The sequence below is a fragment of the Reinekea marinisedimentorum genome (assembly GCF_004341165.1).
GTDB classification, from domain to species: Bacteria; Pseudomonadota; Gammaproteobacteria; order Pseudomonadales; family Natronospirillaceae; genus Reinekea; species Reinekea marinisedimentorum.
In genome coordinates this window covers 1-24,967 of the sequence record NZ_SLZR01000009.1, presented here as the reverse complement: position 1 = coordinate 24,967, position 24,967 = coordinate 1, and the positions used below count along the sequence as shown (strand labels likewise).

The 24,967-nt window shown below is 43.7% G+C and carries 19 protein-coding genes; 14 read left to right on the top strand and 5 right to left on the bottom strand.

What is annotated here, in order from left to right:
• Positions 1-96 precede the first annotated feature (96 nt).
• Both glmS and glmU read right to left on the bottom strand, forming a co-directional pair.
• Positions 97-1,929, bottom strand: coding sequence for a glutamine--fructose-6-phosphate transaminase (isomerizing) (glmS, locus tag BCF53_RS11200; RefSeq protein ID WP_132701825.1), 1,833 nt, complete (start codon positions 1,927-1,929; stop codon positions 97-99).
• A 101-nt stretch (positions 1,930-2,030) separates the two neighbouring features.
• Positions 2,031-3,389: a bifunctional UDP-N-acetylglucosamine diphosphorylase/glucosamine-1-phosphate N-acetyltransferase GlmU gene (gene glmU, locus BCF53_RS11195; RefSeq protein ID WP_132701824.1), complete on the bottom strand. Its 1,359-nt coding sequence runs from the start codon at positions 3,387-3,389 to the stop codon at positions 2,031-2,033.
• A 466-nt stretch (positions 3,390-3,855) separates the two neighbouring features.
• Here glmU and BCF53_RS11190 point away from each other — a divergent pair, with 466 nt between their 5' ends.
• The 6 genes from BCF53_RS11190 to BCF53_RS11165 all read left to right on the top strand — a co-directional run bounded on the left by BCF53_RS11190 (position 3,856) and on the right by BCF53_RS11165 (position 12,684).
• The gene (locus BCF53_RS11190) at positions 3,856-4,515 is read left to right on the top strand and encodes a hypothetical protein (protein WP_132701823.1); all 660 of its coding nucleotides are present in this window, start codon (positions 3,856-3,858) and stop codon (positions 4,513-4,515) included.
• A 435-nt stretch (positions 4,516-4,950) separates the two neighbouring features.
• Positions 4,951-5,205, top strand: coding sequence for a hypothetical protein (locus BCF53_RS11185; protein WP_132701822.1), 255 nt, complete (start codon positions 4,951-4,953; stop codon positions 5,203-5,205).
• A gap of 150 nt (positions 5,206-5,355) precedes the next feature.
• On the top strand, positions 5,356-7,374 hold the full coding sequence (gene prsK, locus BCF53_RS11180; protein ID WP_132701821.1) for an XrtA/PEP-CTERM system histidine kinase PrsK: 2,019 nt from the start codon (positions 5,356-5,358) through the stop codon (positions 7,372-7,374).
• 11 nt (positions 7,375-7,385) lie between these two features.
• Positions 7,386-8,759 (top strand): PEP-CTERM-box response regulator transcription factor, encoded by a 1,374-nt coding sequence (gene prsR / locus BCF53_RS11175; protein ID WP_132701820.1) that lies wholly within the window; start codon positions 7,386-7,388, stop codon positions 8,757-8,759.
• Between the two features lie 10 nt (positions 8,760-8,769).
• Positions 8,770-11,364 carry a tetratricopeptide repeat protein gene (locus BCF53_RS11170; protein WP_132701819.1) on the top strand — a complete coding sequence of 865 codons (2,595 nt, stop codon included), beginning with the start codon at positions 8,770-8,772 and terminating at the stop codon, positions 11,362-11,364.
• 147 nt (positions 11,365-11,511) lie between these two features.
• On the top strand, positions 11,512-12,684 hold the full coding sequence (locus tag BCF53_RS11165; protein ID WP_132701818.1) for a hypothetical protein: 1,173 nt from the start codon (positions 11,512-11,514) through the stop codon (positions 12,682-12,684).
• Here BCF53_RS11165 and BCF53_RS11160 read toward each other — a convergent pair.
• Genes BCF53_RS11160 through BCF53_RS11150 form a run of 3 tightly spaced genes read right to left on the bottom strand, consistent with a single transcriptional unit; the run spans position 12,674 to position 15,941 of the window.
• Entirely contained in the window at positions 12,674-13,684 is a 1,011-nt protein-coding gene (locus BCF53_RS11160) for a polysaccharide deacetylase family protein (protein WP_165901892.1), read from the bottom strand. The two genes, BCF53_RS11165 and BCF53_RS11160, sit on opposite strands and share 11 nt — an antisense overlap.
• A 20-nt stretch (positions 13,685-13,704) precedes the next feature.
• A complete protein-coding gene (locus tag BCF53_RS11155) occupies positions 13,705-14,796 on the bottom strand; it encodes a DegT/DnrJ/EryC1/StrS family aminotransferase (protein ID WP_132701816.1) in 1,092 nt (363 codons plus the stop codon).
• On the bottom strand, positions 14,793-15,941 hold the full coding sequence (locus BCF53_RS11150) for a glycosyltransferase family 2 protein (RefSeq protein WP_132701815.1): 1,149 nt from the start codon (positions 15,939-15,941) through the stop codon (positions 14,793-14,795). Before BCF53_RS11150 ends, BCF53_RS11155 begins: the two co-directional genes overlap by 4 nt.
• A 104-nt stretch (positions 15,942-16,045) precedes the next feature.
• Here BCF53_RS11150 and BCF53_RS11145 point away from each other — a divergent pair, with 104 nt between their 5' ends.
• The 8 genes from BCF53_RS11145 to BCF53_RS11110 all read left to right on the top strand — a co-directional run bounded on the left by BCF53_RS11145 (position 16,046) and on the right by BCF53_RS11110 (position 24,872).
• Entirely contained in the window at positions 16,046-17,161 is a 1,116-nt protein-coding gene (locus BCF53_RS11145; protein ID WP_165901891.1) for a glycosyltransferase, read from the top strand.
• Positions 17,158-17,997: a sulfotransferase family protein gene (locus BCF53_RS11140; protein ID WP_132701813.1), complete on the top strand. Its 840-nt coding sequence runs from the start codon at positions 17,158-17,160 to the stop codon at positions 17,995-17,997. The genes BCF53_RS11145 and BCF53_RS11140 overlap by 4 nt, the downstream gene beginning before the upstream one ends.
• Positions 17,998-18,025: 28 nt before the next feature.
• Positions 18,026-18,874, top strand: a complete 849-nt coding sequence (locus BCF53_RS11135; RefSeq protein ID WP_132701812.1) for a hypothetical protein — start codon at positions 18,026-18,028, stop codon at positions 18,872-18,874.
• Positions 18,875-18,996: 122 nt separating this feature from the next.
• Complete coding sequence (locus tag BCF53_RS11130; RefSeq protein WP_132701811.1) at positions 18,997-20,148, top strand: glycosyltransferase family 4 protein; 1,152 nt, start codon at positions 18,997-18,999, stop codon at positions 20,146-20,148.
• A 17-nt stretch (positions 20,149-20,165) separates the two neighbouring features.
• Positions 20,166-20,939, top strand: a complete 774-nt coding sequence (locus BCF53_RS11125; RefSeq protein WP_132701810.1) for a sulfotransferase family 2 domain-containing protein — start codon at positions 20,166-20,168, stop codon at positions 20,937-20,939.
• Complete coding sequence (locus BCF53_RS11120) at positions 20,932-22,065, top strand: glycosyltransferase (RefSeq protein ID WP_132701809.1); 1,134 nt, start codon at positions 20,932-20,934, stop codon at positions 22,063-22,065. Before BCF53_RS11125 ends, BCF53_RS11120 begins: the two co-directional genes overlap by 8 nt.
• A gap of 448 nt (positions 22,066-22,513) precedes the next feature.
• Entirely contained in the window at positions 22,514-23,998 is a 1,485-nt protein-coding gene (locus tag BCF53_RS11115; RefSeq protein ID WP_132701808.1) for a lipopolysaccharide biosynthesis protein, read from the top strand.
• 85 nt (positions 23,999-24,083) lie between these two features.
• Positions 24,084-24,872 (top strand): glycosyltransferase, encoded by a 789-nt coding sequence (locus tag BCF53_RS11110; RefSeq protein ID WP_132701807.1) that lies wholly within the window; start codon positions 24,084-24,086, stop codon positions 24,870-24,872.
• The last annotated feature ends 95 nt before the right edge of the window (positions 24,873-24,967 follow it).

The window sequence follows — 24,967 nt, the reverse complement described above, 5'->3', positions numbered from 1 at the left end:
TTTCAATTAAACGTCAGCCTCGATAGTAAGGCTGACGTGTTTGATGAATTTCAAAGGAGTAGGCTCTGATTTTTCAGCAGAACCTACTGAATACCATTACTCAACCGTCACCGCTTTCGCTAAGTTACGCGGCTGGTCTACATCCGTACCTTTTATCAACGCCACATGATACGCCAGCAGCTGCATCGGCACGGTGTAGAAGATTGGTGCGGTAATTTCATTAACGTGCGGCATGGAAATAATTTTCATATTTTCATCGCCTTCAAAGCCGGCTTTTTCATCCGCAAAGACATACAGCTGACCGCCACGTGCGCGCACTTCTTCGACGTTCGATTTCAGCTTTTCCAACAGGTCATTGTTCGGTGCGATCACCACCACCGGCATATCGGCATCAATCAATGCCAGCGGGCCGTGCTTCAGCTCACCGGCAGCGTAGGCTTCGGCGTGAATGTAAGAAATTTCTTTCAGCTTCAGCGCGGCCTCCATGGCGATAGGGTAGTATTCGCCGCGGCCTAAGAACAGGGTGTGCTCTTTATCGGCAAAGTCTTCGGCCAGGTCTTCGATCTCTTTGTCGTACGCCAGTGCGCTTTCAATGTGTACCGGCAGCGCGTGAATCTCTTTTACGATCTCCGCTTCTTTTGCCGCGTCGATTCGGCCCTGGTGCTTACCAATGGCCGTCACCAGCATCAGCATAGCTGCCAACTGGGTAGTAAAGGCCTTAGTGGAGGCCACGCCAATTTCGGTACCGGCACGGGTCATGAACGCGATGTCGGATTCACGCACCAAGGATGAACCGGAGACGTTACAGATGGTCATTACCGCCATGTAACCCTTTTCTTTGGCAATGCGCAGTGCCGCTAACGTATCGGCCGTTTCACCGGATTGGGAAAGGGTAATCAGCAGGCTGTTCGGGCGGGTCACAAACTGGCGATAGCGGAATTCCGATGCAATTTCGACATCGCAGCTGACGCCGGCCACCGCTTCAAACCAATAGCGCGCGGCCATGCCAGAGTTATAGGACGTACCGCAGGCAATGATCTGAACATGCTCAACCTTGGAAAGAATTTCCACGGCATTCACACCAATGCTTTCGGTAATGACCGAATCTGCCGTAACACGTCCTTCAATCACATTCTTCAGTGCGGTTGGCTGCTCAAAAATTTCTTTCTGCATGAAGTGACGGTACTGACCTTTGGTGCCAGCATCGTGCTCTACAGTCGATTCGATAATTTCACGCTGAACTTCGTTACCGTTGACATCCAACACCTTGACGCTGCGGCGGGTAACTTCGGCAACATCGCCTTCTTCCAGGTAGCTGAAGCGACGGGTAACACTGAGCAATGCTAATTGGTCGGATGCCAGGAAGTTTTCACCGACACCATAACCGATCACAATCGGGCTGCCAGAACGGGCCACGACGATTCGGCTTGGGTCTTTACGATCAACAATCACCGTACCGTATGCGCCTTCCAGTTGCGCCGCAGTTTTGTGCAGGGCTTCAATCAGGGTATCGGAATTACGGTATTCCCATTCAACCAGGTGCGCGATCACTTCAGTATCGGTTTCAGAAGTAAACTCGTAACCACGGCCTTTCAACACTTCGCGCAGCGCTTCGTAGTTTTCAATAATGCCATTGTGCACCACGGCAATATCACCCGACATATGCGGGTGTGCGTTGGCTTCCGAAGGCTCGCCATGCGTTGCCCAACGGGTGTGCGCAATACCGGTACCACCGGCAACCTGCTCCAGTTCCACGGCTTCGGCCAGCTCCTGAACTTTGCCCAGGCGACGCACGCGGGTCAGGTTGCATTCGGCATCAACAACGGCCACACCGGCTGAATCGTAACCGCGATATTCCAGACGACGCAGGCCTTCTACCAGGATTTCAGCGACATCGCGCTGAGCGACTGCTCCAACAATTCCACACATAATATGATCCTTCCATAAATTCCAGGGTTGCAGCGTCTGGCTGCATCAAGATTAGTAAAGCTGCTGGCTCGGCTGATGCCAGGCCAAAAAATGGTTTTTGATTATTTTTTAATCGGTTTTTTCCACTTACTGATGGTCACCTGCTTCGACCGCGCCAGCGTCAGCTGATCAGCGGGAGCACTTTTGGTAATGATGGAGCCGGCACCGACAAACGCGCCATTTTCAATATCCACCGGAGCCACCAGCGTAGAGTTCGACCCGATAAAGGCGTTATCGCCAATGGTTGTTTTATATTTATTCGCGCCATCGTAGTTACAGGTAATGGTTCCGGCACCAATATTCGCGCCGGTGCCAATTTCTGCATCACCAACATAGGTTAAATGGTTCACTTTACTGCCCTCACCAATGATGGCCTTCTTGGTTTCCACAAAGTTACCAATCTTAGTGTTGTTGGCCATGTGCGTGCCCGGGCGAATGCGGGCAAAGGGGCCTATATTGGCGTTTTCACCAATCGCAGCATCATCAATAACGGTATTCGGCTCGATAACCGTACCGGCTCCGATGGTGGCGTTCTTAATCACACAGTTAGCGCCAACGCTGACGCCCTCACCCAGCGTCACCTCACCCTCAAACACACAGTTGATATCGATGATGCAGTCACGACCGGCGGTTAACTGGCCACGGACGTCCAGGCGGTTCGGGTCGAGCAGGGTTATGCCATCGGTCATCAGCTGGTTAGCAATTTGCTGCTGATGCCAACGCTCCAGCTGAGCCAGTTGCAAGCGATTATTCACACCCAGGGTTTCTTCCTCTTTGAATGGATGCACGGTATTCACCGCGACGCCATTCTCCACCGCCATGGCGATGAGGTCGGTCAGGTAATATTCGCCCTGAGCGTTATTGTTTTTCAGCTTTGGCAGCCATTCGTGCAGCGTCCAGGCGGGTACCGCCATGATGCCGCTGTTCACCTCGTTGATGGCCAGCTGATCTTCGTTGGCGTCTTTATGCTCAACAATGGCCTGAACTGCACCGGCAGCGTTGCGCACAATACGGCCGTAGCCGGTTGGGTCTGCGGCATGGACGGTTAACAAACCCATGCTCTTATCAGCCACCTGATTCACCAGAGCCTGAAGGGTTTCCACCCTGGTTAGAGGCACATCGCCATACAGAATTAAAACGATGCCGCTTTCCGGAAGCTTTGGCAACGCCTGGGCTACAGCGTGCCCAGTACCCAGCTGCTCATTTTGGAGACAAAATTTGACGCTCGACTCGGCGAAATATTGACGAACCAGCTCAGCACCATGCCCAACCACCATACTAATGTCCGAACTAAATTGACGTGCAGAATCAACAACATGAGCCGCCAGCGGCTTGCCGGAGAGTTTATGTAGCACTTTAGGCAATGCTGACTTCATTCGGGAGCCCTGACCAGCGGCCAAAACCACTACGCTGACATCCATATCCAATCCTTATCGGTACATTTGATTTTATTGAAAGAATTTTCATTTTAGGCTCAGGGCCGCATTAAGCAAGCTGGCAGTTGTCAAAATATAATTGACAATATGCGACGACAAGGCATTCCTTAATATTCTGTTGATACCTCTCTCAACTGAGGCGAGAGTGCAGCACCTCTAACACTGATCCAGCCGACCGGAAAATAGTCAAATGTTTGTAAGCCCTACGTAAGGAGCAAAAACAGGCTAAAACAGACCATAAATAGACAATAAACCATCACGCAATACAAACAACCCCGTCAAAAAATACTATTCAGGCATCTGTTTCGTCACCAATTGAACGATTTGAACCCCTTCACACGTTTAAAAACACCCGTTTCTTACTATGGCCTCAACACAAGACATCAGGTTAATAGGTACCAATATGAAACTGTTTAACATTTTTGCCATCACGTTAGCTACATCCGCTTTGATGGGCTGTCAGATTGAAGTAACCCCAATTGAGTCGGGCACGATTACTATTGTTACAACCGAAACTGCTGAAACGGAGACTGATACAACGGCCATTTCCGAAGAAACAACAACGTCTGAGGAAGCAGTTACTGAAGAAGAGACGACAACCGTCGAAGAATCGACCACCTCTGATGAAACCACTGTTGCAAATGAATCAACTAGCGAAGAGACAACCTCGACCGAAGAGACCAATGTCGCAGAGGGCACCAGCACTGAAGAGGAAGCCACCACATCTGAAGAGACAGTTGTGGCAGAGGAAACAACGACTGAAGAAGAGACCGCCGTAGTAGAGGAAGCGACCACTACAGAAGAAGCTACCGTAGCAGAAGACACTACAACGGAAGAAGCCGCCAGCACGACCCGCACCGTAACACTTTATTGGTCTGCGCCAACCGAACGCGCCAATGGCGACACAATGACAACTGCAGATGTGGGTGGCTATGAAATACGCTACAAGAAGCCTGCCGATGATGCATACTCAAATATCGTGATTTCTGACAACACCACTGATCAATACAGCTTCCTGGACATGGAAGACGCCGAAGACTACTCCTTTGAAGTCGCGGTATTTGATACAGATGGCATTTACAGTGACTTCGTAGAAGCCCTGGCCAACTGATAAACAACGCTAGGTACCACCAGCATTTTAAAGCTCACGTAGCTTGCTGGTGGTACACCACGCAACCGGAAGCCCGAAAGCAGCCGTCCTGCCAAAAAATTCTGCACAACCCCTCCCCTGACAACCAACGATCTCAACGCCTACCGGCCTACGGATATCAAACATTGATCTAACTTAACAAACTTGAATTTTTACGTAAAAAGACGGAATAGAAGTCTCATTTACGAACATTAGGGATCGAAATTTTACGCAAAATCAATAAGCTGACAGCGTTGAATTTTTAATAGTTTTTAATATATGAAACAGCTTTTGATATTTATTATTTGTATAACTTTTTTAGCAGGATGTAACGTAAGCGGGCTGGAAAGTAGTTCAAGCTCTGAATCAACCACAAACACATCATCGAGTACCAGCACAACAACATACGGAGACGTCATGCTTTACTGGTCTGCCCCGACCGAGAGAGCAAATGGTGAGTCTATGAGCTCTTCCGATATAGGCGGTTACGAGATCCGTTACAAACTGAGCTCAGATGACTCGTATACGGTAACGGTTGTCAGCGGTAACGAGACCACCCAACTACTATTAGAAGACATCGCCAACCCAACGGAACAAACCATTGAAATGGCAGTGTTCGACACTGAAGGCATATACAGCGACTACGTTGAAGCGACGACCAGCACCAATTAGATAAAGCCCCAAAATATACGGCAGAATGGATATCTGCCCACAGTTTTGCGCAGATCCTTCACATTCACTATATTTTAATTATCCAGCCTTTATAATGATCGATTCTCACCAATGGCGTGAGGCCACCCGAGAATTGTCGAGACCGTAGTAATGGATTATGTAACGGTTACCCAAACCGCATTTTTTACCACCTTTGTCACAACAGGCAGCTTATTAGCCCTATTGCTTTTCCAGTCAATCACTGTTTATTGGAAAAGACTGCTGCTAATTGGCGTCTTCGGGCAATTTATTTGGTCTCTTGCATTTTTCATTAGCTACAGTATCGTCCCCTTATCAGCAAAAATGACGCTTGGTGCAGAAATTCTAAGGCTGTTTCTATGGCTGGCTTCTCTTTTTGCCCTGCTTGCCAGGCGGGTTCGCATAATCGAGTGGCCTTTAAAACTCAAAATAATCACATCCCTAACAATCGTAACCGCCGCCAGTTCAGCAATATGCCTCTTAATTGGGGTCGGCAGTGCCAGCACGATTAACCTTCTGATTATGCTGCTGGCGACCTTCGCTTTGGTCTTTACAGAACAGGTCGTACGAAACCTGAACACTCATAGAATGATCAAGTTAATTGGCTTATGCCTGACATTTCTATTCGCGTTCGATGTTTTAATGTACGGCCATAATCTGATAACAAACGACATCCCATTAACCATGTGGCAAACAAGAGCTGCGTTAGCGCTGACAGTCGCAGCAGCCTTGGGCGTAGGCTCTATGGTATTTAACGAAAACGATGATAGCCACTACCTGTTCACGGTATCCCGCCCGGCAGCATTCTATTCAACAACCATTCTGTTTTCAGCATGCCTCATCAGCCTGGTGAGCCTCGGCAGCTACTACGTTAAAAAGCAGGGTTTTTTAGGTACGTATCTATTTTCATTGGCGATGACTGCAATACTGTTATTACTGTTTTCCCTGGCAATTTCCAGGGAATTTCGACAACGTTGTGAGGTATTCCTCAGCAAGCACTTCTTCTCCCTAAAATATGATTACCGAACAGAGTGGCTCCATGCGATCAAACTGCTTTCAGATTTAGACAGCGCCAGCTCCAGCTATTACAAAAACATTCTAACGATGTTATGCGAAGTGGTACGCGCAGAAGCAGGCAGCCTGTGGATTAATGACAATTCCACCTTCAAACAGATTGTCAGCAATATAAAGCTAGAGGGCGCACCGGAAAGCATAAACGTTAATGAGCCATTCATTCGAACAATGCTAAAGGAATCCTGGATTTTCGTACCTGGAAGCCGCGCTACAAGTCTGGCGCAAAACAACCGGCTACTTCCCGACTGGATAGAAAAGAATGAAAGCATCTGGCTGGTTGCCCCGCTAATAATACAAATGAAATTGGTCGGATTCGTGATCCTGGCCAGACCAAAGCTGGGTAGCGACATTACTTTCGAAGACAGAGATCTAATGACTAACGTAAGCACTCAGGTAGCCAGCAACATTCTGCTGCACCAGCAGGAAAGAGTGATTAGCGATACCAAGCAGCTTGAAACTTATAATCGTTTATCTGCATTTATTATGCATGATATTAACAATGTGATTGCCCAGCTTGCACTAATCGGAAAGAACGCTGAACGCCATAAGAATAACCCTGCATTTATTGAGGATATGATTAAAACGGTGCACAACGCTACTTCACGAATGCAAGGCTTAATTCAAAAGTTCAATCCAGCCACCAAAGAGCAGAAAACATCCTTTTTAGCCAGTGAACTACTGCTTGAACTGGTACAAGAGTGCTCTTGCTATAAACCCATGCCCAGACTTATGGTAAATAATGATTTTGAACTCAAGGCAGATAAGCAGCGGTTATCATTAGCACTGAAGAATCTGATCAGAAATGCACAGGAAGCCACAGCCGCCAGCGGCCAGGTTAATGTTATTTCAGAAACTCAAAACGGTGTATCACGAATAATTATCGAGGATACAGGCCAAGGCATGAGTGAGTATTTCATAAGAGAGGAGCTGTTCAGGCCTTTTGCAACGACCAAACAGGAAAATGGTGTTGGCATTGGGGCGTACCTTACAAAATCGTATATTGAACACCTTGGTGCTAACCTGAACGTACAAAGCGAACCCGATAAAGGCAGTCGCTTTGAGATTGCGTTCAGTTAATGGAGCAATAAATGGAAGCACTAGAAAAAACTATATTAATAGTTGAAGACGACGATGGACTGCAAAGCCAGCTGAAATGGCATTTTGACGACTTCAGCACAACAATTATTACGTCTGGCAATCTTCAGGAAGCAATTAACGCCGTTAGAACTTATCAACCCAGCATTGTTCTGCAGGATTTGGGGTTGCCGCCAGACCCAGAGGGTGTATCTGAAGGGTTCCGATGTATCAAAGAAATACTGGCAATCGCCCCCAAAACAAAAATTATTGTTCTTACCGGTAAAAATGAGCACCAGAACGCTCTGACTTCAATAAAGCTGGGGGCTTACGACTTCTACTATAAGCCTATCGATACCGAGACCTTAGACCATGTTGTAGAGCGCGCATTCCGCATCGCTCAACTCGAATGGGAAAACAACAAGACAACAGAGTCAGTGCAGCCCATCAAAGGCGTCATTACCGGCAACAAACAAATGCGTAATGTCTGCCGAATGATAGAAAAAATTGCGCAAACAAACGTAACAGCAACACTGATTGGCGAAAGTGGTACGGGCAAAGAAGTACTTGCGCGGGCAATACACAGTCACGCACCCAATAAAGACAAGCCCTTTATTGCCATTAACTGCGCAGCCGTTCCGGAATCTTTAATGGAGAGCGAACTCTTCGGCCATGAAAAAGGGTCATTTACTGGTGCGACCAGCTCAACAACAGGTAAAGTCGAGCAGGCTCATCAAGGCACTCTATTTCTGGATGAAATTGGCGATATGCCACTGCCATTACAAGCTAAACTATTACGTTTCCTGCAGGAAAGAAGCATTGTAAAAATAGGCGGAAGAAAAGAGATAAAAGTAGACCTGCGGGTTGTGTGCGCGACAAACAAGAACCTTGAAGAAATGGTTAAAGAAGGAACATTCCGGGAAGATTTGTTCTATCGAATCTGTGAGATTGTTGTCGACATTCCACCGCTTCGGGAGCGCGGAAACGATGCAGCTCTCATCGCAAACCACATGCTGAAACGCTATGCCGCTGAAATGTCTGGCAAAGCAATGACATTCTCTGAATCTGCCATTCAAACAATCGAACATTACAGCTGGCCAGGCAATATACGCGAAGTAGAAAATAAAGTTAAACGTGCTGTTGTACTTGCAGAAAGCAATGTAGTGCAAACTGAAGATTTAGGGATTGATGAACCTAAGGCTCAGAAGAAATTTTCACTCATCAACTTAAAAGAAGCACGTAAAAGTGCCGAAGTAGAGGCCATTCTCTCTGCACTTGAGCTAAGCCAATATAATGTATCGGCTGCAGCAAAAATGCTTGGAGTCACGCGCCCAACTTTGTATGACATGATGAAAAAGTACAACATGACTAACGAAAGCAACCAGTAGAGAGCACACCATGAACCGAATAAAAATATTCGCCATACCGTTACTTTTAAGCCTCGTAATGATTGTTGGTTGTTCCAGCGAATCGGACCAAGATAAAGCACTGGCATTTGTTGAGCGCAGTCAGGCTTACGAGCGTCAAGGCCAATACCGAGCTGCCCTTATTGAAATGAGAAATGCGATTCAGGCAAGCCCAAACAATCAAAAGTTTGTTAATCACTATGCCAGCCTGTTAACAGAAGTGGGCAGTCCCAACCAAGCATCAGAGATGCTTAAACCTTTCTATGAAAATAATGCCGACGTTAATGCTACTTATGCCGAAGCGCTATTGCTGCAAGGGAAATTCATTTCAGCAAAAACAGTCATCGATGCCTGGGTGCCGACTGATGAAGAAAAAGACGAACACGCCAGGCTAACTGCGTTGCAGATGTTTCTTGCCGGAAAGAGCAACGAAGCTTTCAAAATATATCGTGAATTATCAGGGAATAAGGATACCTCCCTTAAAATCAAACAGGAGTTTATATCCCTTTTAATCCAAGAGGAGCAGTATGGAGAAGCAGAAAGCTGGAACAAGCAACTTCAGCAACAGTTCCCGGAAGACCCGGTGCTCATGTATTACCAGGCTAAATTGGATTATCAGAAAGGCAAGATTGACGATGCTGAAAACGCATTAACCAATGCTCTGAAGTATTTGCCTGAAACAGATATGTTGCTTACAGAAAGGCAACAGGTACTTGAACTCCTCTCTACTGTATTGCTGGATCAGGGCCGACCCGCTGAAGCTCTGATATACAGCAAACTTATCCGCGAAGCGAATCCAGAGGCCTTCCTTGCACAGCAACAGTACAAAGATGCATTAGCAGCCGCATCACAGGGCGACCTCGACACTGCAAAGGCCAACTTTGAAGATATTCTGAATCAGTTTCCTAATAACCACCAGGCCGCAATGCTTTTAGGGCTAATTCATATTGGTGAGGGTGATATTGAAAGTGGAGAGTTATTGCTTTCCGAGAATATCGATGCGGAAACCGCACCCGTAAGCATTATTCGTGCAACAGCTCTGGCACAAGCTGAACAGGGCAAGCCAGATGAAGCTCTGGAAGTATTGAAAAAGGCCTTATTGGCTCGCCCGGATGATACGACACTGCTGTCTTTATTCGGCATTATTTCTTTAAACAGTGGCGAGGAACAACAGGGCCTGCAATCTATTAGCAAGGCTTTACAGTTGGAGCCCAATCGTACCCGGCTGCACCTGTTGCTGGCTCAATATTATCTTGAGCAGGAAAACGAAAGCGTCGCATTAGGCCACTTACGCAAAGCCTATGCACAAAACCGTGAAGACTGGGCAACGACCGGCTTCTACGTTTCTCAGCTCATTCGATCTAACGAACAAAGTGAAGCAACACAAATTCGCGATGAATTGTCTAAACTTGAAGACCCTAATGCCATATGGCTGGTTGCAATGGCTGACTACCAGTTAGGCAACACAGAAGCCTCTATTACCGGGCTGGAAGAGCTACACAAGACTGTTCCTCAAAATCTTAATACCATTAGTGCACTAGGGCGCCTGTATCAGGCGCAAAACTCATTTGATGAAGCCTCGGACATGTGGTTGAAGGCACTGAAAGTGAACCCGGGAAGTGAGCAATACTTGAGCTCTTTAACCCGGGCAAAAAGTGCAACTTTGGACGCCAATAAACTCACCAACTGGCTGATTAAAGAGGCAGATAATAGCCCTGAGGTTGCGTTACCACTTCACTCTGCTGCAGTTGAATTGCTGGTAGGCCAAAGAGACATTAACCAGGCCAAAAACATTGCAAGCAAATATACCAATAACGAGCAGCCATTTGCCCGGGCCATACACGCCAACATCCTTCGTGGTGAAGCCTTTGCATTAGCCCAGCAAAATAAATGGAAAGAATCTCTGACCAAGGTTGAACAGGCAATTAACCTGTTACCAGACCATGGTGGCCTGGCGATTTTAGGTGCCCAGGTAGAAATGCAGCTGGATAACTATCAGGGAGCGGTAAATAAACTGGATAACTACCTGGAAGACCACCCTGAAAACATGGTTGTGACCAATGAAAAAGTTAAGTTTATAGCCGGAGGTGAAGGTGAAGAGCAGGCTCTGGCCTTCATTAAGCCTATTTGGCAAAACAAACCAGACCCTCAACTGGCAACAAACTACTTCAGGCTTATCCGCTCTCAGGAGCCAGAAAACCTGGAAGAAGCTTTATTCGAACTTTTAAACGTTGCCCCAAATAATACCGGAGCGCTAACTGCCCTTGGCAGCCTGTATCAGGACAACGGCCAAACAGACATGGCACTAGAACAGTACAGCAAAGCACTGGAGATCAACCCGAATTTGGTTGTTGCTCTGAATAATATGGCCTGGATGCTTAAAGAAGCCAAACCAAAAGAAGCGCTAGATTACGCTGAAAAGGCTGTAAACATTGCACCAAATTCAGCATCGATTCTGGATACTTACGGCTGGGTTCTGCACCTGAACGGCAAAAAGGATGAAGCGTTAGATGCCATAAACAAAGCACTGACCATTGCTCCAGACAATGCCGAAATCCAAGAGCACAAGAAAGCGATTGAAGGTTAGATTCCTTCAAGACTAAGCTGTAAGAATGATAAATTTCAATGTCATTCTTACAGTCTGCTTCGCAGGCTACTGTATATCACATAACCATCACTAAGTGTTCTCACCCTAAATGAGACCGCCCGCAAGCTAGAATGCTTTGGATTCAGAATGAAAACAGAAAAAATCATTATCATTGCAAATGGGATTAATGGCCTGGGTGCTGTCCGTTCTGCGCATCAAGCAGGGCTTGATGTTATTACTATACTCACCAATAAACGAGATAATGCAGCTTACAGCCGTTACGCATCCAACAAGGTTTTTTTACCCCAAAAACCCACAAAACAAGACCTGCTAAAAAACCTTAAAGAGATATCCAATACTCATGGTAAATGCAGCATCATTTGCTGCTCTGACTGGGCCGCAGAATGGGCATCAGAACTCAGTACAGAGATTAAAGACCTTCACTACTTCATCAATATAAGTCCTTTAACCGTGCAAACACTCAATGATAAAAAATTAGAGTGTGAAAGTATGATAAAAGAAGGTGTTACGATCCCCAGCACTGAAACGAACCTAGAAGCACCATTAAATTCAAAAATTCCGCTGTTAATTAAGCCCAGAACTTTTGCTGATTACGCTACCTTAGGCGCAAAAAACCTGGTCATAAGTAGCGAAATCGAGCTCGTAGCCTTCCGTAAAAAATTTGAGGATGTACTCGATAGATTTATTGGCCAAGAAATCATTACCGGTAACGATGATGAACTATGGGTCTGTAATGTAAACTTCAATAACAACTACGAAATGGTAAGCTTTTTTTCATTTCAACGGCTGGGAACCACTCCATCTCACTATGGAGTCACATCAATGGCGCTGAGTAAATACAACGAATCTCTCTACGCTGAATGCGCAAAAATAGGAAAAGCCATCGAGTATACGGGGCCGGCTATGATTGAATTCAAAAGGTGCCCTATTCGCGACAGCTACTTTTATATAGAAACAAACCCAAGAGTTGGTATGTGTAATTGGTTTGATACTCGCTGCGGCGTCAACAACGTTCTGTACAGCCACCTGATTTCACAGCACGAAGAAACTCCAAATTCAGCTCAGCGAGACAACAAGTTATTCTTAAATCTAACTGGGGACATTATTGCCCGGGCGGAAGACAGAGAACCTCTTCGCTCAATCGCCAAACTTTATATAAAGCATTTAACAAAACCAAAAGTTGGCGCAACCTTTTATTGGAAAGACCCTCTGCCCGGCATAATATTCAGCCTCAATAACTGCTCAACAATAGTTAAACGTGCAATTAGGCTTACTAGAAATAAAGTATTCAAAACTTAGCCCTTAAAGCACTCTTAAACTGTTCGAACTTAGTTAAATACTGCATGAAATCGACGAAATTTGATGGCAGAGAAAACCGGGGTATTGATAGTGTATCTGAACTTCGCTTTGCATAATCAGGCTCTGTACTAAAGGCTAGTTTTATTCCTTGACTACAAAGAACCTGCTTTGCTTGCTCATTGAAATCACCTATCCTTCCTGTCGGGTATACAAAGTAGTCTTGGCGCTCAATGTTCTGGCTTTTCATTTCGTCAATTGAGCCTGCCACTTCCGCCTCAATTTCGTTACTATCTAGCTGTGACAAGATGCGGTGACTCACCGTATGAGCATAAACACCATGCCCTCGAGCTACCAAGTCTCTAGCATTAGCCCAGCTCATCGGTTCATATTGCTCAGGCAAAGTCGAGGGTAGACTCACACCCAACGCCTTACAAAGCGGGCCTTCAATCCAACTATAAAGGTTTTTCTCTGGCTTACATTTAAGGGCCTCTCTCAGCCGCTCTACGACCCGAGAAGGTGTACTGCTAATTATATCTGCAGAGAAACCCGAACCATCAGGCAGCACAACATCTACTCTTGAGGCACTGGAGTGTTTCACTGCCCAAGCGATCTGATCATCCCAGGGCCATAAGCGCTTATTTATCAGATCTGTAACCAAAAAGAAATTAAGCGGATAGCCATATTCATCGAAAACTCTGGCCGCATTTTTGTAATGATCTATAAAGCCATCATCTATGGTAAAAACAGCCACTTTCCTCGGAATAGCTCCCCCTTGAACAATAAATTCATACAACTCATCCAATGTTAAAACCCGGTAACCATGTTGCTTTATATAGGTTAAACACCTACGGAGGTAGTCAACCGATATGCCACCATAACACTCAGATAAATCATGAACCCGGTGAATCATAAAAACAGGAACAGCAGGTGCGAGAAAGCCGGTAAACGCGCCCGCCTCGCTTAATCCATTACAAAATGAAACTATCTTTGATTTAATCATTAAAGATTCCATTCGAAATATTAAATTTCACTCTGTTCTACAAACTTATCTACAGGCAATGTTAAAAAACGCTTAGCAAAAGCACTTGAATTCATTAATTCGCTAGTCTTTCGAACAGTTAACGTAGAGACACCCTCAACTTCCATCAGGTAATCTGCGTACATCCGGCTTACACCAGCACCCTGCTCTTTTAACTTAGAGTAGTAGTCGCTCGCCGTACTGTTGTTTTCCAACAGCAAAGGAAACCGTAAAAGGCGAGAACCCCGGCCAACAATAACGTCATTGAGGCAGTTAACAGTTTCAAATCTGGATTTTAACTTCGCTTCAATTTCACGGCTACGACTACGGTAAGCATCAATATTAGCCTGAACAAAACTGAGAAGCCCAGCTGGCAGCTCCTGTATTGTGTCGAGCCTTTTATACCTGGTAGCGCCCAACCTTAAGAACGGGGCTTTTTCTAACCAAAAATAGAATACAGGCTTAGATAACAGGACAATGACAAGAGCCTTTAACCTCCATTTCAACTCATTGAACTGCTCTGCTTTTTGAATGGGAAGGCCAACCACTGGTTCAGAGCGCTTTATTGCGACTAACCCGCCCTCATAAAGGCTAACCGGCTTACCGCGCCCAAATGAAAACGTTACAAAATTAGCTGTTAGTTCACTAACCTCGTTTTCATCCGGGAACCACTGAGCGTTATCTTCTATTAACTTTATTTTGGGGTACCTCTGCAGCAGTACACTAATATCTGCTAGACGCTCTTTTATTCCCATAAAATTAACAGCAATCACAGCCAAAGTGTTTGATGTTATTGCTTGTTCTAACTGCGCCAGATCGTAAGAAGGGTCGTTCTCGCAGATATCGACTAAGACAGGGAGATAACCAGCATATATAGCCGCAGAGAGAAGGTCCGGGCAGCAATACCCCGGCACAATAACCTCTGGTTTATCTATACCAGGGTTGGCCAGTTTAATTTGGCTTAGTGCGTAGGCCAGCGCTTGAGTGCCCGAGCCTACAAATTTAATCTGGTAGCCGGGGAGCAGGCTCTCGCTTAACGGTACTTTCCTGAAAGAAACTACACTGTTAACCGGAGGCAGACTCTTAAACTTCATCTTGCGGAAGGTTTCCACGTAGTCATACGCGTACCTGAAAAGTATTTAATTGCAGAGTCTATCAATGCGATATTAACCTGAACAAAAAAGTACACCAGTTTCACTGGACCTATTGAGCGGAACCTTTCACTTAAATGCGCGAACAGCGCGACACCGTAAAACAGTATTTGCCCTAACAGAGCCAGTTGGTAAAACCAGCCGTTATCAGCCATCAGCACCGATACAATCAAAAGCGCCATTAAGAACCATGGCACACCCCAGCGCATCAGCTTGTGGCTGAATACCTGAAAGGCAAATAGCCCGTATTTGGAGAAGTTGAGAACCTCTTTATGGCGTGCCAGGCCAGTCATTCCACGAAGCACCGTACGAACCTTGCGGGCATATTCTTTCGATGGATCCGCAAGATCTTTATAGAAACCAAGAACATCCGGAGCCGATACAGAGCGATAGCCACCCCGAGCACAATTGAATGCCGTGTTAAAATCTGAACACATCTGGGTATCCCAATACTCACAGACCTGTTTACGGGCGGCGAAGAATGAACCACTTAGGCCAATTAGACCACCTAACTGGCTCTCCTGCTTACGCAACCACATTTCGTATTTTAAATAAGCCCCCTCCCCAGCAACTTCGCCTTGCTGGCTGACAAAGCGGTCTTCACTAGAAACAGCACCAACCGAGCTGTCTGTGAAATAGCGTTCCAGCTTATTCAGAGCGTCTGGTTCCATGATCGTGGCAACATCCGAAAATACTAATATATCGCCCTTTGCCTGCTTGATAGCCAGTAGCTGAGCGTTTTCTTTGCCCAATCGCTCAGTAGCACGTACGAAGCCAATGCCTTTTTCCTGATAGCTCTTAACAATATCGTCGGTACCATCATCACTGCAGTCTGAAGCGACAATGAATTCGAGCCTATCGCTATCAAAAGTTAATTCGAGCATATTCTGCAACTTCTGCTCAATACGCTTTTCTTCGTTGAAGGCTGCAACTATTAACGTATACCGGTATGACTTCACCTTTTCAGGCTCTGACTCGCCAACTACTAAGAGGGCCTTTTTGTTTGGTAATAGCTTTAAAATAAGCGGATAAATAAAGTAACTGTATACTGAGCATATGGCCAGCAACCAAAATAAAACGGTAATCAAAGTTCAACTCCATTTGAAGACCAGCAGAAATGCCGCGTCTATTAATCTGACATACATATAAGGCATAATACCAGACATTATAGCGAAACATGGATGTTGTTTGCATGACAGATAACCAACGGGAAACCAGCCAATTGAAGGTAGTTCACATCATATCTGGTGACCTTTGGGCTGGCGCAGAGGCTCAAGCTTATGCATTGCTGAAGTATCTGAAGCGTCAATGTAACATCAGCGCTATTCTAATGAATGAAGGTGTGTTGGCAGAGCGCCTAAGGGCCTGCGACATCCCTGTTACCGTTATCGACGAGCAAACCCATACCAGCTGGCAGATATTTAATATACTTCGGCATACTCTTAAAGAAGAGCAACCAAATATCGTTCACACACACCGGCAAAAAGAGAATATCTTGGGTGCAATTGCAAATACATTTACAGTAAGAGCCAAGAGTGTCAGAACGGTTCATGGCGCATCGGAGATAACCCCAAATTGGAAAAGCAACCTGCAGGCAAAAGTAGACCAGTGGGTTGGCAACCATTTACAGCATGCCGTCATCGCAGTTTCTGACGAGTTAAAAAGCAAACTGAAAAAAATCTATAAACCTGACAGAATTCACGTTATATACAATGGCGTTGATACCGAAGAGCTGACAGAAAACGCGAAAGCAATTGCCGAATTTAAATTCAATGAGCCAGCCAAAAAGCACATAGGTATAATAGGTCGGCTAGTTCCAGTAAAACGTGTTGATATGTTTTTATCAACCGCCTCTATTTTAAAGCAACAGGGCAATCAAGATTTTCGATTCCATATTATCGGCGATGGCCCACTGAAAGGCACTCTAGAGTCACAGGCTGCGCAGCTCAACATATTGGACATTACAACATTTCATGGTCACCGCAGTGACATACCAAGTTGCATAAACAGCCTGGATGCTATTGTCATGTGCAGCGATCACGAGGGGCTACCAATGATTGCACTAGAAACTCAAGCCTTAAAAAAACGCCTTATTCTAAGGGACACGTTGAGCAACCTTACCGAACTATTTGTGGCAGAAGAATTTTGTTCAATTGAGGGCCTAGCTGAGACACTAAACCGGCAGCCACCAGAAAGACGTTTCAAAGTATTTGATGCTAAAGAGCAGGCTATAAAATACGAACGAACATACCTACAAATATTAAATTCACAAAGTAGTACTGCGCACCTAACAGGAAACAGTGAATGACAAACTACCTAATAAAACATGTCAAAGAGTCACTCAGTGATTTTAATAGAGAGCTAAAAACTCAGCTTACTCGAGTACCTGATAATAAAAAGTGGATTTTTGTAGTCGGATGCTACAACTCTGGGACAACCCTATTAGCAGAAGTACTTGGTAGACATCCAGATATATCAGCAATCCCAACAGAAGGCCACTTCATTCAAGATCAATTTGTTAAAGACTACGAAATTGGACTACCCAGAATGTGGGTTAACCGTGAAGACTTGTTCCGGATGGATGAGAGCTCTATCGGCCCAGATGTTAATCGATTGAAAAAGCAGTGGGCAATGCGCTTAGACAAGCGTCGAGAGTATTTTCTAGAAAAATCCCCGCCGAACAGCGCCAAAATAAAATGGCTAGAAAAGAATTTCAAGAACTCTTACTTCATTGGTATAACACGCAATGGTTACGCGGTAGCTCAGGGAATCAAACGCAAAGCTGAGCCTCATCACCGCAGGGAAGGTTGGACAATAGAAGAAGCCGCCTACCAATGGCAACGCAGTAGCGAGCTTCTGGTTGAGGAATCAGCACAACTTAATCGCTACTTGGGCATAAGCTATGAAGAGTTCACTGAAAATACAGATGACACCATTCGCAAATTGCTTAATTTTTTAGATTTGCCGAGTGACAATCTAGATTTTCTAAATCAGAAATTTCAAATTCATGAGAAAGACGAAACCATCAAGAACATGAATGCAGATAGCATCAGCAATCTAACAAACGAAGATATAGAAAAAATTAATAACATTGCTGAACCGATGCTTAGACATTTTAATTACTTCAAAGAAAAGAAAGATTGAAGCCCGCTTTAATAGAGACCATCTAATTATGTTTAGAACTGAAAAACTAGTTTTCACGGAGCTGCATAAAACTGGCGGCACGCACATAACCGCAATTTTAAGCGAGCTATTAGATGGCGAAATAATTGGTAAGCACAATAGACTGACCAGCGAAGAAGACCACCTATATAAAATAGCTTCAATACGCAATCCATGGGATTGGTATGTATCGCTATGGGCTTACGGTTGCCAAGGCAAAGGGGCCGTTTATTTAAATACCACTCAAAAGCAGAGTCTATATTTCTATAAGACTCAGCTTCCAAATGAAATGGGTAAAAAGAGACTTTCTATATACGAAGCCCGCACCCAATTGACACACAACATCAAGAAAGACACCAATTCATGGAAAGCCCTATACAAAGATTCTAACGACGCTGACCTATTCCGAAAGTGGTTAAAAAGGTTGCTGAGTGAAGAGTATAAGTTTGATATTGGTGAGGGTTATGGGTTTAGCCCGATATCAACCAGTCACGGCCTTATGACTTATAGGATGTTAAAACTACTCACTCACCATACAACAAATGTTTACGATAAAAAGTTATTCGATCAGTATAAGACAATCCGGGATTTCTGGAACAAGAACAAAAACACTGACTTTATAGTCAGGAATGAGCATTTAGAAAGTGACTTAGCAAGAGCACTGGAGCTTTCGAATTACCAGCCGATGGAGTATTACTTTAAAACGATAGAAAATAAATTCCAGCAAAGAACCAATAGCTCGAAGCGAAAAACTGCTGACTTCTATTATGATCAGGAAACAATCAACCTTGTACAATGTAAAGAGCAGCTGATTATTGACCTGTTTGGCTATACATCACCCACTCCAGAAGTTAACTAAACTTAACCGTTATTGATCTAAGAGGTAGTGGCGCCACTGTGAAGCATAAAAAAGCACTCATTCTAACGTCTTCATTCCCTACGTTAATACAACCATGGCTTGTTGATCAGATACATTTTCTCATGAAAAACAACCACCATGTTGATATTTTGGCAATCAATGACAAGCGTAACGAGCCATACCTTTCTAAAATATCAGACCTTAATCTATTGGATAATAGCCATTTTATAAAGCCATATGGCAAAGATGCGATAAAACATGCGCTCAAGGTTTTTAATCCGATGAAGCCAAGGAATACCTGGACAAGCATCAAGAATGTAGCCAAAGCATCTTGGCGCCTGCTTAAGGCAAGTAATGATAAGTATAGCCTTCGAGATTACTTTAACCTTGTGGTCTATGCCGAATTTTTGTACAAAGGCTACGATGTTGTACATAGCCATTCGGAACTCCCATCGGTGTACTTCAGGCCCATTGTTACTGCGTGCAACTATAATTTCGTGACAACCTTTCATGGTTTGCAACCCGTTGGGCTCACCAACTTGCCTGAGCCGAAGCGAAAAACAATAGCTGCGTTGGCAAAACATGTGTTTGTAAACACAGAATTTGCAGCAAACCAATACAGATCAATCGGTGGAGAAAATGCCAACTTAACCGTTATTCCGCAGGGAATAGATCTGGATATGTACAACCCAGACAGTGTATCTAACATAAAGAATAATAGTTCACTAGAGGTACTGTCAGTGGGCAGACTCCACCCTGACAAGGGCCACATATTCGCAATTGATGCGGTAATCAAACTCATTGAAATGGGCTACGACATACGCTACACAATTGTTGGCAACGGCCCATTAAAGCAAGAATTAAAGCAGTACATTGCAGATAAAGGCTGTACTGGCATTCAGATTAAAACCGGTCTATCTAGCGCAGACCTCCTGGCGGAATACCGAAGAGCCGATATTTTCATATTTCCGTCCCTAAAGTCACATGACGGCTTCCATGAAGAAACTCAGGGCGTTGCACTGCAAGAGGCTCAGGCAATGAGATCGGTGATAGTTTCTACCTTTACCGGAGGCATACCGGAATGCATAAACAACGGTCATACGGGTTTTTTAGTTCCTGACAGATCTAGTGAGAAAATTGCCGCACAACTGGAAGAGTTAATATTGAACAAGGAAAGCTGGCCTACAGTTAAAGATAGTGCCGTAATAACCCTCCGGGAAAGGTACGATATTAATGTTATTGGCCAGCGGCTTATGCAGGCCTATTACCAATAAGTATTGAGGGGCAAAAAGTGCAAAGCCACATTCGAAATCTTTATAATAAATTCGTCCCGTATGAGTACAGGTATCAATTCTATAAATTTCGTCACCAGGAGGAAATAAGCCAGCTGCTTAACCAAGTTAACATCCATGAAAAAGGAACATTCTCGCTCACTGGCTTTAAAAAAACGAAAACAATATTTATACACATAACAAAGACCGCGGGAACTTCTGTAGCTACCTCTCTATATGGTATGTTGCCGTACCATTATACGGGTGTTCAGTACCGAGTTATATTCGGCAAGGCAGACTTCAACAACTATTACAAGTTTGCCTTTGTACGTAACCCTTGGAGCCGGTTGTTTTCTGCATACACTTATCTAAAAACTGGAGGCTGGGATGAGTCTGACCGAAAATGGGCAGATAAAAACTTCGCAAATGTAAGAAACTTTGACGACTTTGTATACAATTGGCTTAATGAAGAAACCCTGAAAACACACATACACTTTAAACCCCAATATGAATTTCTTTTAGACCATAAAGACCGCCTTCTAATTGATGATATTGGCTATTTTGAAAACATTCAGCAGGATTACCTAAAATTCAGCAGTAAAGTGCCAGGTAGCTCACCACTAGGCCACAAGAACCCAACACAGAGAAGCAGCCAGACTTATCAAGAAATTTATAGCGACAGGGCAAAAGAAAAGGTAGCGAAGCTGTACGCAAAAGACATTGAACTGTTGGGCTACAGTTTTGACTGTGTAACTAGAAAGAAAGTAGAAAATGGAAGGTTAATTAATGAATAAGGCCAAGCCAGCCATTCTTCTGGTTGCCAACTGGGACTCTAACGTCGGGTATGCCTGGTGGCTGATGGAAAGCTATTGGGCTGCCATAGCACATGCTTTTTGTGACACCCACCGTATACTCCTGGCCTATCCGAGTATTTCAGAGGTTCCAAAAGCAATAGCTAGTGCACCCATTGAAGTGGTAGAGAATAATTTTAATGACTTTTCTACTGATAATATTCCAAGCCAGTTAGAGTTTATAAAACAGAACAACATTACGTATATCTACTATACCGACAAGCCAACCCGAGCTTTTCGCTATGCCCTATATCGACTAGCCGGAGTAAAACGCATATTCACACATGATCATACACCTGGCTTACGAACTAGGCCGGAAGGCTTTAAGAAAATATTAAAAGTCGTCTTTAGTAGAATACCTCTTATAAATACTGATGTTGCCATAGGTGCAACAGAATTTATAAGAAACCGCCTTATAAATGTCACTTGCATACCAAAACAAAAATGCATTGCTGTTAACAACGGTATTTATTTACGAGACATAAAATACACAGACCCCTACGAAGAATTCTCCATACCAAGAGATCGAAAAATCATAGTTTCAACAGGTCGCTTGAACCCTTTTAAGAATATAGACTTCGCTTTAAAAACATTTGCAGAGGTTATCCACAAGTACCATGGCAGAAACTGGCACTACTTGATCGTAGGAGACGGCCCTGCACGACAAGATTTAGAGCGATTAGCGAATGACCTTGGTTTAAGTGAATACGTGACTTTTACTGGCAATGTAAGCAGCCCATCTAGTTTTTATAGCCACTGTTTCATTTCGTTCCACCCCTCTAAGGGTGAAGTTGGATTCTCGCTGTCGATGCTAGAAAACCTATATTCAGGGGTTCCTATTTTATGCTCAGACAACCCATCGGTTAGTGGAATCATTACAAATAAAGAAAACGGCTTCATATATTCAGAAGGAGATATTTCTAGTGCTGCAATACAAATCATAGGCCTGTTAACAAACTCAACTGACCACAAAATAAAAGAGCGCTGCAAAACATACGTTATTAATCAACACAACATTTTACTATCCCACAAAGAGCTTGTAGCGCAATTGAAGAGGCAAATACATTGAATATTCACGTAGACTTTCACTCCATACCTTAGCTTTAGAGCTAGACAATACGAAGTAAATATCAGGTCGATGACCATTCAGTGGAGTGTAAAAGTAGCGGGCTCTTTTTGGCCGAAATATCGCTTAGCCTTCATGTGAACTCCTACGGTGGAACTTCCCCTAAAACTTCCTCGAGAGTAGTATAGAAAAATAACCCACATAGATTGACTGTATTAAGTATAGAAATCTGGGTCGTTTATTTATGATTTTTTCGGCCTATCTCTACTGTAAGTAATCAGAATACCGGGGAGACCCTATAGATTTAGCTTGATTCGCAACAAAGCCGGCAGAAAAACCATGTTCACTGGCCTTAATTTATCTCAAAACATTGTTAATCAGTTAAGCAATTCCTAAAAGATATAAAACCCTAGTTTATGAATTAGTTTGAAACCGATAAGGTGAGCCAAGAATGAACATCTTTACACGCGCATTGCCAGCAAAAAAGCAAGTCGCAATCTATTTTGGAGGCACAATAATAAGGCAACTAACCGGCTTTATTATGCTCCCCATATATACAAGCTACCTAACTCCTGCAGACTACGGAGTAGTTGGCCTGCTTGTCACAACATTAACAATAATAGAACTACTTTTTGGAGCGAGATTTTCACAAGCTCTACCTAAGTTCTATTTTGAGAACAAAAGTAAAAAGTATCGACAAACGCTCATTTCTACAGCACTAATAAGTAGCATCTTAGTAAGTTTCGTTTTCTATTTATCGGTCAAGCCCTTTAACCAAGAGATTTCGACACTCCTTTACGGATCGACAAAGTATGCGAGCCTAATAGGAATCTATTTAATCTCATTAATTACTGTAGGAATTGAAGCCTACGGAACAACATACCTGCGAATAAAAGAGTGGCCAATACTATTTGCGGCAAGCTCAATAATGAAGCTTCTAGTTCAACTTTCGTTAAACATATACCTCATTGTATTCGCAGGCATTGGCGTTTACGGCATAATTATTTCTTCAGTGCTATCTTCTGCCATCTTTGCTTTCATTTACTCTGTAATAATATTTTATTCAACTTCCATTAAGTTCGACTTTCAAATTTTTAAAAGCTTGGTTAAATTCAGCTGGCCATTATGGTTAGCAGGGCTAGGCGCGCTATATATAAGCTCGGTATCAAGAATATCAATTAACTATTTCTCTTCATTAACAGATCTCGGCTTGTTTGAACTTGCTAGCAAATTTGCGGGTATTCTTCCGCTACTTATATGGGGCCCATTCGGTCAATGGTGGAACACGGAAAGGTTTAAAATATTCAATAGCGATGACAAGGGAGGAGAAACCTTCAATACAGTTTTTAATCGTATCTCCTTCGTTTTCGTACTAGCAGCAATGGGCTTAAGTTTATTTTATGAACCCGCAATCAGATTAATGGCTGACCCAGCCTATTTCACATCCACTAAAGCTATTGTCCCGCTTACCTACGGTGTTGTATTAAATTCACTATTAAACTTCTTTCTATTTAGTTTTCTAGTGACTAGCAAAACAATTTGTACAACAGGCATACGATATTTTTCAGCGCTGATAATATCAGTGCTTCTGTATTGGCTAGTTCCTATTTATGGATTTGTAGGAGCTTCTTATTCAATATTCCTTACAAATGTTGCTGCAATTTTTGTAGGTCAGTTCTGGTCTAAAAAATACTTTGATAACAAAATAAAACTTAGGTACATAAGCGCAGCACTGCCTGTCTCAGCAGTATTCATTTACTTAGACCAATATGCTTCATCGTTAACAGAATCACTAGTTGTACATTTGATCCTAGATACTACATTTATGTTACTTGGAGCTTTGTCCGTCTTTCTAATTTTCAAGCGATTTATTAATCTGAAGCAAGTTTTAGCGTTTATATCAAGCAGTATAAGGTCAAGAATGAAACTCAAATAAAAACGCGACTTTGGCTGGTACCGACAGTAGAAATCAAAAATTTTATTTAAATCATATCTAGACAGAATTTTACAAGGATAGAGAAATGGAAAAACGAATCATTGTAACCGTTGCCGTTGGAGAGAATGGTCAAAAGTGGGCCGACTACTCTCACCCGCTAATGAGACGTTACGCGGAACAGTGCGGGGCCGATTTTTTTGTATTGTCTGGTCACAACTTAAAAGATATGTGGCCGGGATTCAGTAAGCTGCTGTTAGGTAGTCAGCTAAAAGTGTACGACCGTATGCTGTATCTAGATAGTGACATCCTGGTAAGCCCTACTGCTCCTAATCTATTCGATTTTGTACCACCAGATAGCCTAGGCGCAACAGTTATAGACAGCCTCCCTCCGGAGGTCGCACCTGCAGTGAAGAATGGCTGGATTTCGAATGATATAAAAAAGTCACAAAAAGAATTTGGAGATATTCAATGGAGCTCAGAATATTTTAACAGTGGGGCTATGCTGTTTTGCAAAGAGCATTTAGGCATATTTGAATCGGCTTTGTCAGTAGCCAAGCATTGGTTCGATATATCAACAGATCGCTCACTTTCTGAGTTTCGTGTCTTTGCAGATCAAACACTATTTAATTATTTCGCAAAAGCTCGAAATGCAAAAGTGTTCGACATCGGGTATAAATATAACCATACTCCTGCTTTTAATGCATTTGGACATCGTTATCATAGTAACTTTTATCACTATGTAAGACTGAGACCTCACAGAAGAGGTGACAGACTAAGGCAGATGAAAATTGATTCATGGATCCTAAAAAATAGAAAACTTCACGATTTTCTAGTTAACAATATGTCTATAACACGAGTCGTAGACAAGCTTTAACGACCCTGTAATTAATTCTGTGTAACTGCAAGGTTTATAAATAATCTTCCAAGCGCTCTTCAAATTCAATCATGAACCGGTTGAGCGCTGCCTTC

What these genes read in the sequence shown, in the direction of transcription:
- BCF53_RS11155 (WP_132701816.1), bottom strand. Translation starts at nt 14,796, where the DNA reads ATGAAGTTTAAGAGTCTGCCTCCGGTTAACAGTGTAGTTTCTTTCAGG.
- glmS (WP_132701825.1), bottom strand. Translation starts at nt 1,929, where the DNA reads ATGTGTGGAATTGTTGGAGCAGTCGCTCAGCGCGATGTCGCTGAAATC.
- BCF53_RS11115 (WP_132701808.1), top strand. Translation starts at nt 22,514, where the DNA reads ATGAACATCTTTACACGCGCATTGCCAGCAAAAAAGCAAGTCGCAATC.
- BCF53_RS11185 (WP_132701822.1), top strand. Translation starts at nt 4,951, where the DNA reads ATGCTTTACTGGTCTGCCCCGACCGAGAGAGCAAATGGTGAGTCTATG.
- BCF53_RS11190 (WP_132701823.1), top strand. Translation starts at nt 3,856, where the DNA reads ATGGGCTGTCAGATTGAAGTAACCCCAATTGAGTCGGGCACGATTACT.
- prsK (WP_132701821.1), top strand. Translation starts at nt 5,356, where the DNA reads ATGGATTATGTAACGGTTACCCAAACCGCATTTTTTACCACCTTTGTC.
- BCF53_RS11160 (WP_165901892.1), bottom strand. Translation starts at nt 13,684, where the DNA reads ATGATTAAATCAAAGATAGTTTCATTTTGTAATGGATTAAGCGAGGCG.
- prsR (WP_132701820.1), top strand. Translation starts at nt 7,386, where the DNA reads ATGGAAGCACTAGAAAAAACTATATTAATAGTTGAAGACGACGATGGA.
- BCF53_RS11170 (WP_132701819.1), top strand. Translation starts at nt 8,770, where the DNA reads ATGAACCGAATAAAAATATTCGCCATACCGTTACTTTTAAGCCTCGTA.
- BCF53_RS11110 (WP_132701807.1), top strand. Translation starts at nt 24,084, where the DNA reads ATGGAAAAACGAATCATTGTAACCGTTGCCGTTGGAGAGAATGGTCAA.
- BCF53_RS11145 (WP_165901891.1), top strand. Translation starts at nt 16,046, where the DNA reads ATGACAGATAACCAACGGGAAACCAGCCAATTGAAGGTAGTTCACATC.
- BCF53_RS11120 (WP_132701809.1), top strand. Translation starts at nt 20,932, where the DNA reads ATGAATAAGGCCAAGCCAGCCATTCTTCTGGTTGCCAACTGGGACTCT.
- BCF53_RS11135 (WP_132701812.1), top strand. Translation starts at nt 18,026, where the DNA reads ATGTTTAGAACTGAAAAACTAGTTTTCACGGAGCTGCATAAAACTGGC.
- BCF53_RS11130 (WP_132701811.1), top strand. Translation starts at nt 18,997, where the DNA reads ATGAAAAACAACCACCATGTTGATATTTTGGCAATCAATGACAAGCGT.
- BCF53_RS11165 (WP_132701818.1), top strand. Translation starts at nt 11,512, where the DNA reads ATGAAAACAGAAAAAATCATTATCATTGCAAATGGGATTAATGGCCTG.
- glmU (WP_132701824.1), bottom strand. Translation starts at nt 3,389, where the DNA reads ATGGATGTCAGCGTAGTGGTTTTGGCCGCTGGTCAGGGCTCCCGAATG.
- BCF53_RS11140 (WP_132701813.1), top strand. Translation starts at nt 17,158, where the DNA reads ATGACAAACTACCTAATAAAACATGTCAAAGAGTCACTCAGTGATTTT.